This window comes from Paracoccus sp. NFXS7 (assembly GCF_040148865.1).
In the GTDB taxonomy this organism is placed as follows: domain Bacteria; phylum Pseudomonadota; class Alphaproteobacteria; order Rhodobacterales; family Rhodobacteraceae; genus Paracoccus; species Paracoccus marcusii.
Genome location: NZ_JAKEKV010000008.1, coordinates 1 through 12979 on the forward strand (window position 1 = coordinate 1; position 12979 = coordinate 12979).

At 68.5% G+C, this 12979-nt stretch carries 12 protein-coding genes and 3 pseudogenes; 12 read left to right on the top strand and 3 right to left on the bottom strand.

Going from position 1 to position 12979, the window contains the following annotated elements; translation table 11 throughout:
* The 7 genes and pseudogenes from LZ686_RS13545 to LZ686_RS13575 form a co-directional block, all read left to right on the top strand.
* Positions 1-104, top strand: a pseudogene (locus tag LZ686_RS13545) (IS5/IS1182 family transposase); the annotation flags it as partial.
* Positions 105-133: 29 nt separating this feature from the next.
* Positions 134-352, top strand: a pseudogene (locus tag LZ686_RS13550) (ABC transporter permease); the annotation flags it as partial.
* Positions 349-1113 carry an ABC transporter ATP-binding protein gene (locus LZ686_RS13555; protein ID WP_349548134.1) on the top strand — a complete coding sequence of 255 codons (765 nt, stop codon included), beginning with the start codon at positions 349-351 and terminating at the stop codon, positions 1111-1113. The pseudogene LZ686_RS13550 and the gene LZ686_RS13555, both read left to right, overlap by 4 nt.
* Before the next feature lie 4 nt (positions 1114-1117).
* Positions 1118-2341: an MlaD family protein gene (locus LZ686_RS13560; protein ID WP_349548135.1), complete on the top strand. Its 1224-nt coding sequence runs from the start codon at positions 1118-1120 to the stop codon at positions 2339-2341.
* An 8-nt stretch (positions 2342-2349) separates the two neighbouring features.
* Positions 2350-2973 (top strand): ABC-type transport auxiliary lipoprotein family protein, encoded by a 624-nt coding sequence (locus LZ686_RS13565; protein WP_349548136.1) that lies wholly within the window; start codon positions 2350-2352, stop codon positions 2971-2973.
* Between the two features lie 46 nt (positions 2974-3019).
* Positions 3020-3784 (top strand): SDR family NAD(P)-dependent oxidoreductase, encoded by a 765-nt coding sequence (locus tag LZ686_RS13570; protein ID WP_349548137.1) that lies wholly within the window; start codon positions 3020-3022, stop codon positions 3782-3784.
* 133 nt (positions 3785-3917) lie between these two features.
* Positions 3918-5734, top strand: a pseudogene (locus LZ686_RS13575) (heavy metal translocating P-type ATPase).
* A gap of 248 nt (positions 5735-5982) precedes the next feature.
* Here the strand turns inward: LZ686_RS13575 and LZ686_RS13580 are convergent.
* Together LZ686_RS13580 and LZ686_RS13585 are read right to left on the bottom strand one after the other, a co-directional pair.
* Positions 5983-7182, bottom strand: a complete 1200-nt coding sequence (locus LZ686_RS13580; RefSeq protein ID WP_349548138.1) for a helix-turn-helix domain-containing protein — start codon at positions 7180-7182, stop codon at positions 5983-5985.
* A gap of 30 nt (positions 7183-7212) precedes the next feature.
* The gene (locus LZ686_RS13585; RefSeq protein WP_349548139.1) at positions 7213-7572 is read right to left on the bottom strand and encodes an Lrp/AsnC family transcriptional regulator; all 360 of its coding nucleotides are present in this window, start codon (positions 7570-7572) and stop codon (positions 7213-7215) included.
* 186 nt (positions 7573-7758) lie between these two features.
* Between LZ686_RS13585 and LZ686_RS13590 the strand changes: the two genes are divergently transcribed.
* A complete protein-coding gene (locus tag LZ686_RS13590) occupies positions 7759-8337 on the top strand; it encodes a LysE family translocator (protein ID WP_349548140.1) in 579 nt (192 codons plus the stop codon).
* Positions 8338-8384: 47 nt separating this feature from the next.
* Here LZ686_RS13590 and LZ686_RS13595 read toward each other — a convergent pair whose 3' ends face one another.
* Positions 8385-9164 carry a DUF4394 domain-containing protein gene (locus LZ686_RS13595; protein ID WP_045999808.1) on the bottom strand — a complete coding sequence of 260 codons (780 nt, stop codon included), beginning with the start codon at positions 9162-9164 and terminating at the stop codon, positions 8385-8387.
* Positions 9165-9366: 202 nt separating this feature from the next.
* Here LZ686_RS13595 and LZ686_RS13600 point away from each other — a divergent pair, with 202 nt between their 5' ends.
* The 4 genes from LZ686_RS13600 to LZ686_RS13615 all read left to right on the top strand — a co-directional run bounded on the left by LZ686_RS13600 (position 9367) and on the right by LZ686_RS13615 (position 12951).
* Positions 9367-9930, top strand: coding sequence for a sigma-70 family RNA polymerase sigma factor (locus LZ686_RS13600; RefSeq protein ID WP_045983424.1), 564 nt, complete (start codon positions 9367-9369; stop codon positions 9928-9930).
* On the top strand, positions 9927-10664 hold the full coding sequence (locus LZ686_RS13605) for an anti-sigma factor (protein ID WP_045999809.1): 738 nt from the start codon (positions 9927-9929) through the stop codon (positions 10662-10664). The genes LZ686_RS13600 and LZ686_RS13605 overlap by 4 nt, the downstream gene beginning before the upstream one ends.
* A gap of 64 nt (positions 10665-10728) precedes the next feature.
* Positions 10729-12168 carry a dihydrolipoyl dehydrogenase gene (locus LZ686_RS13610; protein ID WP_349548141.1) on the top strand — a complete coding sequence of 480 codons (1440 nt, stop codon included), beginning with the start codon at positions 10729-10731 and terminating at the stop codon, positions 12166-12168.
* Between the two features lie 9 nt (positions 12169-12177).
* Positions 12178-12951, top strand: a complete 774-nt coding sequence (locus LZ686_RS13615) for a hypothetical protein (RefSeq protein ID WP_349548142.1) — start codon at positions 12178-12180, stop codon at positions 12949-12951.
* The last annotated feature ends 28 nt before the right edge of the window (positions 12952-12979 follow it).

Below are 12979 nucleotides of genomic sequence, written 5' to 3' on the forward strand. Positions count from 1 at the left end.
GACGCCTGAAGGACTGGCGACGGGTCGCTACACGCTACGACCGATGCCCGAAGGTATTCCTATCCGCCGTCGCCCTCGCAGCAACCGTCATGTTCTGGCTATGAAACGAGAACGAGTCCTGACCCTAGCCCGGCTGGCCGATATCAGCGTGACCCATGTCGTCGCCGGGCTGACCAAGGCGCCGGTCTTTGCCCTGATCATCGGCGTGATCGGCTGTCACGCGGGGATGCAGGTCGGCAAGGACGCGGAATCCCTGGGGCGCATGACCTCGTCCGCGGTGGTCAGCGCGATCTTTGCGGTCATCATCGCGGATGCGGCGTTCTCGATTTTCTTTGCGCGGGTGGGGCTGTGAACGAGGCCGTTGTCCAGGTGCGGGGCCTGCGCACGCAATTCGGCAGCCACGTCGTCCATGACGGCCTGGACCTAGACCTAAACCGGGGAGAGATCCTGGGCGTGGTCGGCGGGTCGGGCACGGGAAAATCCGTCCTGCTGCGGGCCATCGTGGGGCTGGACGCGGTCCGGGCCGGGACCATCGACGTGCTGGGCAACCGCATCGGCACGCTGTCCGGCCCCGACCGGCGCGCGTTGGAACAGCGGTGGGGCGTCATGTTCCAGGACGGCGCGCTGTTTTCGTCCCTGACCGTGCGCGAGAATGTTGAGGTTCCGCTGCGCGCCGTTCCCGGCCTGACCAACGCGCAGTGCCGCGGCCTGGCCGAACTGAAGATCGGCATGGCGGGCCTGCCGTGGAAGGCCAATGACGACATGCCCGCCGATCTGTCGGGCGGCATGCGCAAGCGCGCCGGACTAGCCCGCGCCCTGGCCCTGGACCCCGAGATCCTGTTTCTGGACGAACCCACCGCCGGGCTGGACCCGATCGGGGCGTCCGCCTTTGACCGGCTGATCGTCACGCTGCGTGACGCGCTGAACCTGTCGGTGTTTCTGGTCACCCATGATCTGGACACGCTGCATGCCTGCTGCGACCGGGTCGCGGTTCTGGCCGAACGCCGCGTGCTGACCACCGGCACGATGGCCCAGATGCTGGATGTCGATGACCCCTGGGTCCACGAATATTTCCACGGACCGCGTGCGCGCGCCGTCACCGGCAAGGATTAGGCGCATGGAAACCAAGGCCAATTACGCGCTGATCGGCGCCTTCACCATCGCGGGATTCCTGGGGATCCTGGGGTTCGTGCTGTGGTTCGCGCAGCTGCAGCTGGACCGGCAGTTCGCCTATTACGACGTCTATTTCCCCGAGGTGTCGGGCCTTGGCCCCGCATCCGAGGTCCGCTTTGCCGGCCTGCCGGTCGGGCGGGTCGTGGACATGCGGCTGGCGCCGGGGAACCCCCTGCCGGTGCGCGTCCGCATCGAGGTGATCCTGGACACCCCGATCCGCAGCGACAGCCTGGCCGCGCTGGAGGTGCAGGGCGTCACCGGCGTGGCGCTGGTCGCGGTCACGGCCGGGTCGGCCCGCGCGCCGCTGCTGCGCGTCGCGGACACGTCCGAGGTGCCGGTCATCGCCTCCAGCCGGTCGGCCCTGCAGACGCTGACGGACGAAGGGCCGCAGATCATCGCCCGCCTCAGCCTGGTGGCCGAACAGCTGACCCAGATCCTGGGGCCGCAGAACCAGGGGCGGGTGGCCGCGATCCTGGACAATGTCGAACGCTCCAGTGGCAATCTGGATCACGCGCTGGAGGATGTGGCGGCGGCGACCGATGCGATCGCGGTCGCGGCGACGGGCATCGCGGCGTTCGGGGACCAGATGGACGGCTTGGGCGGCAGCGCGGCGATCACGCTGGACCGCTTTGCCGGCGCCGCCGTCCAGGCGCAAGCGACGCTGGACCGGGTGGACGGCTATGTCCAGGGCGATCTGGCCACGCTGACGCAGGAGTTGCAGCGCGGCGCGGCGGGCCTGGGCGATCTGGCCGATCGGGGGCGGTCCAGCCTGGACCGGCTGGACACGGCGCTGGCCGCCGGGACCGGCGCATTCGACACCGCTCAACGCGTGATGGGCGACCTGACGCCCGTCGCCGCCGACCTGCGCACCACACTGGGCGCGGTCACCACCGCCATGACCGGCCTGCCGGAGGACCTGCCCCGCATCGGCGCCAGCCTGCGCGCGGCATCCGACAACGCGGCGGCGGCATTCGCATCGCTGCGGGGCGTGCTGGACGGGGCGCGCGGACCGGTTCAGTCCTTTGCGGGCGACACGTTGCCCCAGATCACCCGCCTGTCGCAGGACATGCGCACGCTGGTCCAGAACATGGATCAGCTTGTCTCGACCCTGCGGCGCAACCCGGCGCAGCTGCTGTCCGGCCCCCGCACCCCCGAATTCCGCAGATGAGGTTCCCCATGCGCCTGCCGACCGCCCTTTTGATCGCCGCCACGGCCACCCTGCCCGGCTGCGGCGCGCTGTCCGCGCTGCAGGGCGAACCAGAGCGCGACCTGTTCGAGCTGCGCGCCCCGGCAGCGCCGTCCTGCCCGCGGTCCCGCATTGGCGAATTGGTGATCGAACCGCCCAAGGCGCGCGGGACGCTGGACAGCAACCGCATCATGATCCGCCCTTCGGCCCTGCAGACGCAGTACCTGCCGGATGCCGAATGGGGGGACACGGTGCCCGCCATGCTGCAACGCCTGCTGGTCGAAAGCCTGAGCGCGACCGGCAGCTTTGATCAGGTCGGTCGCGCGCCCCTGGGCCTGTCGGGCGACGTCGCGATGATCAGCGAGATCCAGGATTTCAACGTCGACCTGTCCGCTGACGGCACGCTGATCCGCCTTGGAGTCGGGGCGCAGCTGGTCGATGAGATGGAGGCGAAGGTCATCGCTCGTGGCCGCTTTGCGGCGACCGTGCCAGCCGCCGGCACCCGCACCGCGGACCTGATCCCGGCCTTTGACGCCGCCACGCGTCATCTGATCGGCCAGATGACCGCATGGACGCTGGACGCTGCTGGTGTGGATCCCGGCGCATGCCGCTAGGCGCCATACCGACACCTACCCCACATCCTGCAACAGGAGATGCGACATGACCGATGTTCGGTTCGATTTCACGGGAAAGACTGCGCTTGTCACGGGTGCCGGGTCCGGCATCGGTCGCGCCATCGCGCAGGAGCTGGGCGCATCGGGCGCATGCGTCGTCGTCAGCGACCTTGACGACGACGCATGCCGGACGGTCGTCGACACGATCACCACCGCAGGCGGGACGGCATGGCCCTGCGCCTCCGATGTCGCCGACGAGGACGCGATGAAAGCGCTGGTCGATTTTGCCCGGACCCGCGGCGGCGGCCTGCACATGGCAGTCAACAATGCCGGCATCGGTGGCCCGGACCTGCCCACGGGCGCATATCCGTTGGACGCCTGGCGGCGGGTGATCGACGTCAACCTGAACGGCGTCTTTCATGGGATGCGCTGGCAGATCCCGGCGATGCTGCAGACCGGGGGCGGGTCGATCGTGAACATGTCTTCGATCCTGGGAGCGGTCGGGTTCGCGCATGCGGCCCCCTATGTCGCAGCCAAGCACGCATTGCTGGGCCTGACCCGGACTGCGGCGATCGAATATGCCGCGCAGGGCGTGCGGGTCAACGCGGTGGGCCCCGCATTCATCGACACGCAGCTGCTGACGGCGAACCTGACCCCCGACGTGCTGGCCGCGCTGGCGGCTCGGCACCCCATCGGCCGCATCGGCACCCCCGAAGAGGTGTCTGCGCTGGTCTGTTTCCTCCTGTCGCGCCGGGCGTCCTTCATCACCGGCAGCTATCATCTGGTCGATGGCGGCTATACCGCCGTCTGACCTGGTCCATCCGTGCGCATCATGGCCCTGTCTCGGGCCATCCGGGCATTCCCGGTCACACATGGGATGCCAGTCTCAGTCCAGCATGAAAGGTGCCGTCATGTCATGTGATCCCTGCAGGCGACCCGCCCGGATGCTGATCATGGTCCGGGATCGACTGAAGACCGCCCTGCTGGCCATTGCCGCGCTTGGCTTGACGGTCGGCCTGGCCCTGTGGGCGGCGGGGCGGTCCGATCTGGCGACGCTGGCCTGGTCGGCGGGCGTCATCCCCGTGCTGGCAGACCTTGTCGTCGAAATCATCCGCAGCCTTGCGCAAAAAGAGGTCGGCCTTGATATCGTCGCGGCGCTGTCGATGTCGGCGGCGCTGGTCTTTGGCGAAACGCTGGCGGCAGCAGTGGTCGCGCTGATGTATTCGGGCGGGACGTTTCTGGAAAGCTTTGCCCAGGGCCGCGCCCAACACGAAATGTCGGCGCTGCTGTCGCGCGTGGCCCGCACCGCCACACTGTACCGCAACAGCCGGTTGACCCAAGTGCCGCTGGACGACATCGCCCCGGGCGACCTGCTGCTGATCAAGCAGGGCGAGGTCGCGCCCGTGGACGGCACCCTGGCATCAGGCAATGCCATGCTGGACCAGTCCGCGTTGACGGGTGAATCCCTGCCCGTCCGCCTGTCTCAGGGTGCCGATGTCATGAGCGGCGCGACCAACGCGGGCGAGGCGTTCGATCTGCGTGCGACCCGCCGCGCGGCCGACAGCACCTATGCCGGGATCGTGCGGCTGGTTCGCGCGGCGCAGAATTCGCACGCGCCGATGGCGCGGCTGGCGGACCGGTATTCCCTGTTGTTTCTGGGGGTGACGGTCGCTTTGGCGACGGCCGCGTGGTGGTTCACCGGCGATCCGATCCGCGCGGTGGCCGTCCTGGTCGTCGCCACCCCCTGCCCGCTGATCCTGGCGGTGCCGGTGGCGCTGGTGGCGGGGTTGTCACGCGCGGCGCGCTTTGGCGTGCTGATCAAGGGCGCGAAACCGCTGGAGGCGATGGCCCGCATCAGGACGCTGATCGTGGACAAGACCGGCACCCTGACCGATGGGCGGCCCAGGATCGTTGCGGTCCATGCGACGGGCGAGATGCCCGAGGACCGGGTCCTTTATTTCGCGGCCGCGCTGGATCAGTTGTCCCAGCATCCGGTTGCCCAGGCCGTGGTGGCCGCCGCCCGTGCCAGGGGGCCACGCTGCCCGTCCCGACCGACGTGGTCGAAACCCCGGGCGAGGGCGTGACCGGCACCGTTGATGGCCGCGCCGTGGTAGTCGGCGGCACGGGCTTCGTGGCCGCGCGGTCGGGATCTGCGGCTTGGGACATGGCGGCGCAGGAACCCGGCGCGGTGCTGGTCATGTCCGACAGCCTGCGGGCGGGCATCGGCGACCTGCTAGCGGGCCTGCGCGAACAGGGCATCGCACGCATCGTGCTGGCCACGGGGGACCGGCACGCTGTGGCGATGGCCGTCAGCCGCGGCCTGTCGCTGGACGAGGTCCATGCCGATCTGACGCCCGATCAGAAGGTGCTGCTGGTGCTGTCTGAACGCTTGAACGGGCCGGTGATGATGGTGGGCGACGGCGTGAATGACGCGCCCGCGCTGGCGGCCGCCGATGTCGGCGTGGCGATGGGCGCGCGCGGCGCCGCCGCCAGCGCCGAGGCGGCGGATGTCGTCCTGCTGGTCGACCATCTGGACCGGCTGCTGCCGGGCCTTGTGGTGGCACGCGGCGCGCGCCGCATCGCGCTGGAAAGCGTCGTGGCCGGGATCGGCCTGTCGGTCATGGGCATGATCGCGGCGGCGCTTGGATATCTGACCCCCGTGCAAGGCGCGCTGCTACAGGAGGCAATCGATATGGCCGTCATTCTGAACGCGCTGCGGGCGCTGACGCTTAATGCCGGAAACTTCGCCGGAGCGAACTAGGGTCGTCGAGGACTGAATAACCCGATGTCTTGTGGGCACTTTCATTGCTCGGTGTTTGATTCCGCGGTTTGATGGCGCGATCCTTATCCTAGCAATTGAAGAATACCCTATGAGACGAGCTCGTCACTGAAGCGCGACGGCCACGCATGCTGAGACAGAGGTACTATGTGCCCAGATGGTTTCGAGAAAGAAAAGTGCTGGCCTAACCCCAACTTTACCTAACACCTAGGCGCTTCGGTCCCAACTGCTCACTCATCTTTCCGCTCCCGACCCCCCGCCCGACGCACGACATCATTGACCCCCGACATCGCGGCATCGAGATCCGCCATGATCCGGTCCAGTTGGCCCTCGTCGCGCCCTCCCTTCATTCGTTCCAACGCACCGATTGACGTCAAGCGTTCGCTCGACCTTTCGCTGCCGGCGAAAATACCGCGACGAACCGCCCCTACCCCTCCCGCATGGCCCATCGGTGCGGCCAGGGACGGCAGCGCCCAGATCCGCGAGATGCTGCGGGCGGTGAGATTGCTGAGGCAGCCGGCATCGACGAGTTCGCCGATCAGCGACAGGGCGGTCCGGCGTGTCACGCCCAGATGATCCATGACCATCGCCGAGCTGATCACCGGCTGCGTCTTCAGATGGGCGATCAGGTCGGAAAGGCGCGACCGCCCGTGTGCAGACGACGTCATGGCCGTGAGACGCGCCAGCTCATGGCGCAGGGTCCCCAGATGACCGAGATCATGAGAAAGGCTCCGCGTGGCGGCCTCCAGAAACGTGGCCAACCCGGTCATCGGCGACCAGACCCGGAAGCCGGTGCGGGTCAGCGACACGGATGGCGGCACGATCCACCCGGCAACTGCCGGCATCATCAGGCCCCCTGCCCTCTCGTCCAGCTCATCGCGACCGACCCTTCGATCAGGAGACAGTCCTTGCACGTGCCGTGCGGCACCCTCCACGGCCATGAAGATCAGCCGCTCGGCCACCGGGCTGCTCCGCCGGGAGCGGAAGGCATAGCTGGCCGCCGCGCGCCATCCCGCCAGGATCGGAACGTGTGACCAGGTGCGACCAGCCTCCACGACCAGGGGCAGCTCCGCATCCTCGAGGCGATCGCCCTCGTCGCGTGTCTGACCGATGGGCGTGGCGGCCGCTTCGATCCGGCGCAGTGCCGCGATCGGCGCGCTGAATGGATCCCCAGTTCGCCGGATGACGGTCAGGACCTTCAGACCCATCTCGACCGCCCGGGCATCCTCTTCCATCGCGGTGCCGCTGGTCAGACGTAGTACCATCCCCTGCGTGGAGATGCGCTCACCTTCAAGGCCGACCGAGGCGGCAGCCTCCAGAAGGCTTGTCTCCATCCGCCACAGTGCAGCCAGGGCGGGGTCAGCCAAGAGAATGCCCTCCACCCTCGCAGCCTGGGTCTCGGCACTCAAAAGCAGCGATCCGACATCCATCTGATAAACCAGAGTAATGCAATGACTGCCTTACGCCCGGTCGTCCTTTGACGTGCCGACGATGACATGGGTGACGATCGTGGTCAGGTCAGGAAAGCCGCCCAGCACCACGTGGTGGAACTGCTTGTAGCTGGCAAGATCGCGGCATTCGACGCGCAGCAGATATTCGACCGTGCCGGTGATGTTGTGGCATTCGACGACCTGCGGCGCGGCGGCACAGCGCGCCTCGAACGCCTGTTGGACCCGCGCGGTATGCCGTCCCAGACCCACCAGCACGAAGGCCGCGAAACCGACCTGTCGCGCGGCATCGCCCAGCACGGCGCGATAGCCGGCGATGATGCCCTGCCGCTCCATCGCCTCGACCCGCCGCTGGCAGGTAGAGGCGGACATCCCGACCCGTTCGGCCAGGGCCTGATGGTGATCCGGCCATCCTTTCGCAGGATGCGCAGGATCTTGTCGTCAGTTGCGTCCATGATGGGCCTTTCCTGCAAAAATGCCGTCATCATCGCGCGGATTGCGGACATCCACCAGCGCCCGCGTGCCAGGATGGGACGAACGCAGGACAGGAGGCGGCGAATGGATGCGCTGATCGGGTTGATGGGGTTTGCGGCGGTCACGACGATCACGCCGGGACCGAACAATGCGATGCTGATGGCGTCGGGGGCGACGGTGGGCCTGCGCGGCAGCTGGCGGCACATGGCCGGGATCATGCTGGGCTTTGCTGCGATGGTGCTGGTCCTGGGCGCCGGGCTGGCCCCCGCAGTGCAGGCCCATTCCGGCCTGCAGCGCGTGATGCAGGCCGCGGGGCTGGCCTATGCCCTGTGGCTGGCGTGGAAGATCGCACAGGCCCGCCCGTCGCAGGCCAAGGCCGCCGGACGCCCCGTTGGGCTATGGCAGGCGGCGGCGTTCCAATGGGTGAACCCCAAGGCTTGGGCGATGGTGCTGGCCGCGCTGGCGACCTATGGCGCGGCGCTTGGCGGTCCGCTGCCGGTCGCGCTGGCGTTCGCGGCCGTGGGGCTGCCCTGTCATCTGCTGTGGGTCGTGGCGGGCGCGCGGATCGCACGGATGATCGACGCGCCGGACCGGCTGCGCCTGTTCAACATGGCGATGGCGGGAATCATGGTCCTGTCGATGCTGCCGGTGCTGATCGCCTAGCCGCGGACAGGGGATGCGCCGGGCCGAAAGGGCCCGGCGCGGGGTCGTCACATCGCGGGCAGGACCGCCAGGTCGCGGATCTGGCCATCGGCCGCGATCTCTCCGGCCGCGGTGGCCGCGCCGGTTTCCAGGTCGACGGAATGGATGGTGTTGTTCGTCACCAGCCACGCCATGTTGGCGCCTTCGGCATCGGTCTGGACGTCGAACGCCATCATCTCGCCCGGGTTCTCGAGGTTCAGCATGCCGATGGTGGCCAGCGTGCCGTCATTCGGGGCGGTCTGCTGCAGCAATGCGCCCAAGCCCGAATCGATGTTGTACATCGCGGTCGCCTCGGGGGTGCCATAGCTGTTGATATAGGCCGCAGCGGCGATCATCGGGCTGGCCTCGGAATTCTCGTCTTCGGCCACCCAGTTCAGGCTGCCGTCGACGGTGACCTCTCCGGTGTCCACGTTCACGCGGTGGTTCGTGGTGCCGGTCATGAAGCGCAGGCGGTCGGCCATCGGGTTGAAGTCGACGATCACGGGCATGTCGCCCACCTCAAGCGGCGTGTCCATGGTGGACAGGTCGGTGGCGGCGCCGGTCGCCGTGTCGATGGTGACGATGCGCATGTCATCCGTCACGCCGACCAGCGTGTTGTTCGACGGGCGCAGGTCGATGCCCAGCAGGCGGTCCACGCCCTCGACATCCATGGTGCCGGTGACTTCCAGCGTCTCGGTGTCGAACATGACCAGGGTGCGGTCGTCGGTCAGGCCGACGCCGGTCGCGGCAGCCGCCGCCGAAATGGACAGCGCAAGAGCAGAGGTCGAGAATGCAGCAATGCGAAACATGGGGATGTTCCTTTCGGTTCAGCTTCTGTCACAGGCGGCGGTCTTCGCCGTCCTTGACCCGATGACGCGGCATCCGCGAAACCGGATGCAAAAATAATTCGACCCCCCGCAAATTCGGCGGGCGCACCGAAAGTGACCGCGCGCGCGGTTGCAACCGCCCCCCCGATCGCGGCAGGATGGCCGTGCGACAAGGGGAGGTTTCGTGACCGACGACACAAGACAGCGCAGCCGCCAGCTTGACCGGGCCCTGACCGCCTGTGCCGAAGGCCGCCCCGAGGGCATCGACGCGATCCTGGACATCGAGGGGTCGCAGCTGCTGGGCGTCGCGCGCCGCATCCTGATCCGCCATGACCTGGCCGAGGAGGCGTTGCAGGACGCGATGGTGCTGATCTGGCGCAAGGCCGCCCAGCAGCGCCAGGGAGAGGGCACGGCCCGCGGCTGGATCTATGCGGTGCTGCGCAACCGCTGCCTGACGATCCTGCGCGACGGCAAGCGCCTGTCCAGCCTGTCCCCGGACGAGCTGACGCGCATGCAGGACGCCCGCCAGGACCTGTGCCACGACGACGACTGGAAGCTGTTGGCCGGAAAGGGGCGGCTTGGCGAATGCCTGGACGCGCTGGACGATCCGGCGCGGCGCGCGATCCTGCTTGCGCATGTCGCGGGTTACAGCCACGGAGAGATCTCTGCCCGCCAGGGGGTTCCGCTTGGCACCGCGAAATCGTGGATCCGGCGGGGCCTGGCCTCGCTGCGGGAGTGTTTGTCATGAGTTCAGTGTTCCAGGATGACGTGATCGCCTTTGCCGACGACTATGTCATGGGGCTGATGTCGCCGACCGAGGCCGAGCTGTTCGAGGCGCTGATCGCCGCCGACCCGGCCCTGGCCGCCCATGTCGCCCGTCTGCGCGAACAGTTGCTGCCGCTGGACCTGTCGGCCGAGGCGCTGGCCCTGCCGCCGGGTTTCGCCGCGCGGCTGCAGGACATCATCGCACGCACGCCGCAGGACGCCGCGCCGACCACGCCCCTGTCCGCGGATCCGACCGTGGCCCCGGTCGCGGCCAACCTGCCCCGCGCGCCGATGCGCTGGCTGGCGGGGCTGGCCGCCTCGCTGGTGCTGGGGTTGGTCCTTGGGTTCGGCGGCGCGATGCAGCGTCCCGCGCCCGCGCCGCAGGTGGTGGCCGTGCTGCTGGACGATCAGGGCCAGCCCCGCGCCATCATCGAGGATTACGGCGACGACACGGCCCAGATCCGCTTCGTCTCCGATGTCGACGTGCCGCAGGGCTTCTCGATCCAGGCCTGGACCCTGCCCTCGCGGGAGATGGGGCCGCAATCCCTGGGCGTGCTGGACGGGCCGCGCGCGACCACGCTGGCGGGTCCGGACCTGCCCGTCCCCGCCGACGCCCAGCTTTACGAGATCACGCTGGAGCCAGAGGGCGGATCGCCCACCGGGCGCCCGACGGGGCCGATCATCGCCAAGGGCCTGGCCGCTGCGCAGAACATCTGACGCGGGCAAGGGAACGCGCGGGCGTCTGGTCGGTTGAGGGGGACAGCAACCCCTCAAGGTGTCCATGTCCCCCACAACCGACCGCCGCGACCCGGCCGAAACCGACCTGACCTGCGACGTGGCCGTGATCGGCGCGGGCACCGCGGGCATCGCCGCCGAACGCGCCGCGCGCAAGGCAGGGGCCCGGACCCTGCTGATCGACCCCGAGTTTCGCGGAACGCTGTGCGCCAATACCGGCTGCATGCCGTCCAAGCTGTTGATCGCGGCATCCCATGCGGCCCACGCGGCGCGGCGCGCGCCCGTCTTCGGCGTTCATCCGGGTGACCCGGTGATCGACGGACCGGCGGTCATGGCCCGCGTGCGCGCGGAACGCGACCGGTTCGTCGACTTCACCCGTGAAACCTTTGACGACCTGCCCGAAGGCACCGCCGTGCGCGCCCGCGCCCGGTTCGTCGGGCCAAGCGAATTGATGCTGGACGACGGCCGCCGCGTGCAGGCCCGCGCCGTGGTGATCGCCACCGGGTCGCAGGCCCAGATCCCCGAACCCTTCCGCGATCTCGGCCCCCGCATCCTGACGAACGAGACAATCTTTGAGCTGCCCGACCTTCCCGACAGCCTGGCGGTGATCGGCGGCGGGCCAATCGGCCTGGAACTGGCGCAGGCGATGGGTCGCCTCGGCGTGCCGGTCACTTTGTTCGACCAGGGCACCCGTCTTGGCAAGGCCCGCTGCGACGTGGTCCATGACGCGCTGCAGGACGCCATTGCGCGCGACGTGACCCTGTGCCTGGGGGTGGAGACGACAGCCTCGGCCGTTGACGGCGGGATCAAGCTATCTTGGACGGGCGACGCGGCGGGGGATCAGGTGTTCAGCCACGTGCTGGTCGCCGTCGGCCGTCCGCCCAACCTGAAGGGGCTGGACCTGGATGCATCGGGGCTGGTGCTGGACGATCACGGAACCCCGGTCTTCGACCGCACCACGATGCAATGCGGAGATGCGCCCGTCTTCATGGCGGGCGACGCAAATGCCGATGTGCCCCTGCTGCACGAAGCATCGACCGAGGGTGCCATCGCCGGAACCAATGCCGCGACCTATCCGAAGGTCACCCCGGGAGAGCGCAGCCCGGCATTCGCGCTGACCTTCACCGACCCGCCGTTGGCCTCGGTCGGGACCGGGCCGGGCGACGGGGTCATCAGCGGTCGCAGCGACTATTCCGACCAGGGCCGTGCCCGGACCGAGGCGCGTGCCGAAGGTGCCGTGACCCTTTATGCCGATGCCCAGGGGCGGCTCAGCGGCGCAGATTTGTGCTGTCCGGGCGGCGATCATCTGGCGCATCTTCTGGCATGGTCGGTTCAGTCGGGCGCCACGGCCACGGGGTTGCTGACCATGCCCTTCTATCATCCCACGCTGGAGGAGGGGCTGAAGGCCGCCCTGCGCCAGATCTGCGGAAAGACGCGCCAGGCGGAACCCGCCGGGCGCGACTTCGGCACACCCCCCGGCGCATAGGATGCAGTCATGACGGAATCGATCCACGATCTGGGACAAGGCTTCTGGTCGATCCGGGGCGACCTGCGCATCGGCGGCGTCCTGAACGTCGGAACGCAGGCGTCGCTGGTCCGGCTTGGGACAGGCCGCTTCGTGATGCTGGACAGCTATCCCCTGTCGGGCGCGATCCGCGATACGGTCATGGACCTGACCGATGGCGGCCGCGCGGTTCAGGCGGTTCTGAACCTGCATCCGTTCCACACCCTGCATTGCGCCGCCACCGCCCGCGATTTTCCCGACGCGGCGCTGTTCGGGTCTCACCGCCACCGCCTGCGCCACCCGGACCTGAACTGGCGTCCCGAACCCGTCGAATCGCCCGAGGTTCAGGACATGTTCGCGGATGACCTGACGTTCTCGCTTCCCCGCGGGATCGACTATGTCAGCCGGAACGAACGCGTCCATGCCGGATCGTTGCTGGCCTGGCACCCGGCCAGTCGAACGCTGCATGTCGATGACACGATCAACCTGATGCCGGTCCCGCGCCTGCTGCGCGGCGTCTTCCCCAATCCGCGCGTGTTCCTGCACCCGACCCTGCCGCAGGCGCTGCTGCCGCAAGCCGGGGCGGTTCGCGACTTTCGCGACTGGCTACAGGGGCTGGCGGGGCTGACGCGCGATCTGCGCTGGCTGTGCGCGGCCCATTCGGGCCTGCGCGAATTCGAACCCGGCCAGTTCAAGGGCGAACTGCTGGCCGCCTTCCGCCGGGTCGAGGACAAGCTGGCAAAGGCCGAGGCGCGTCGCGGGTGATCTTGCCTTCCCCGGCGGGGCGCGGTCT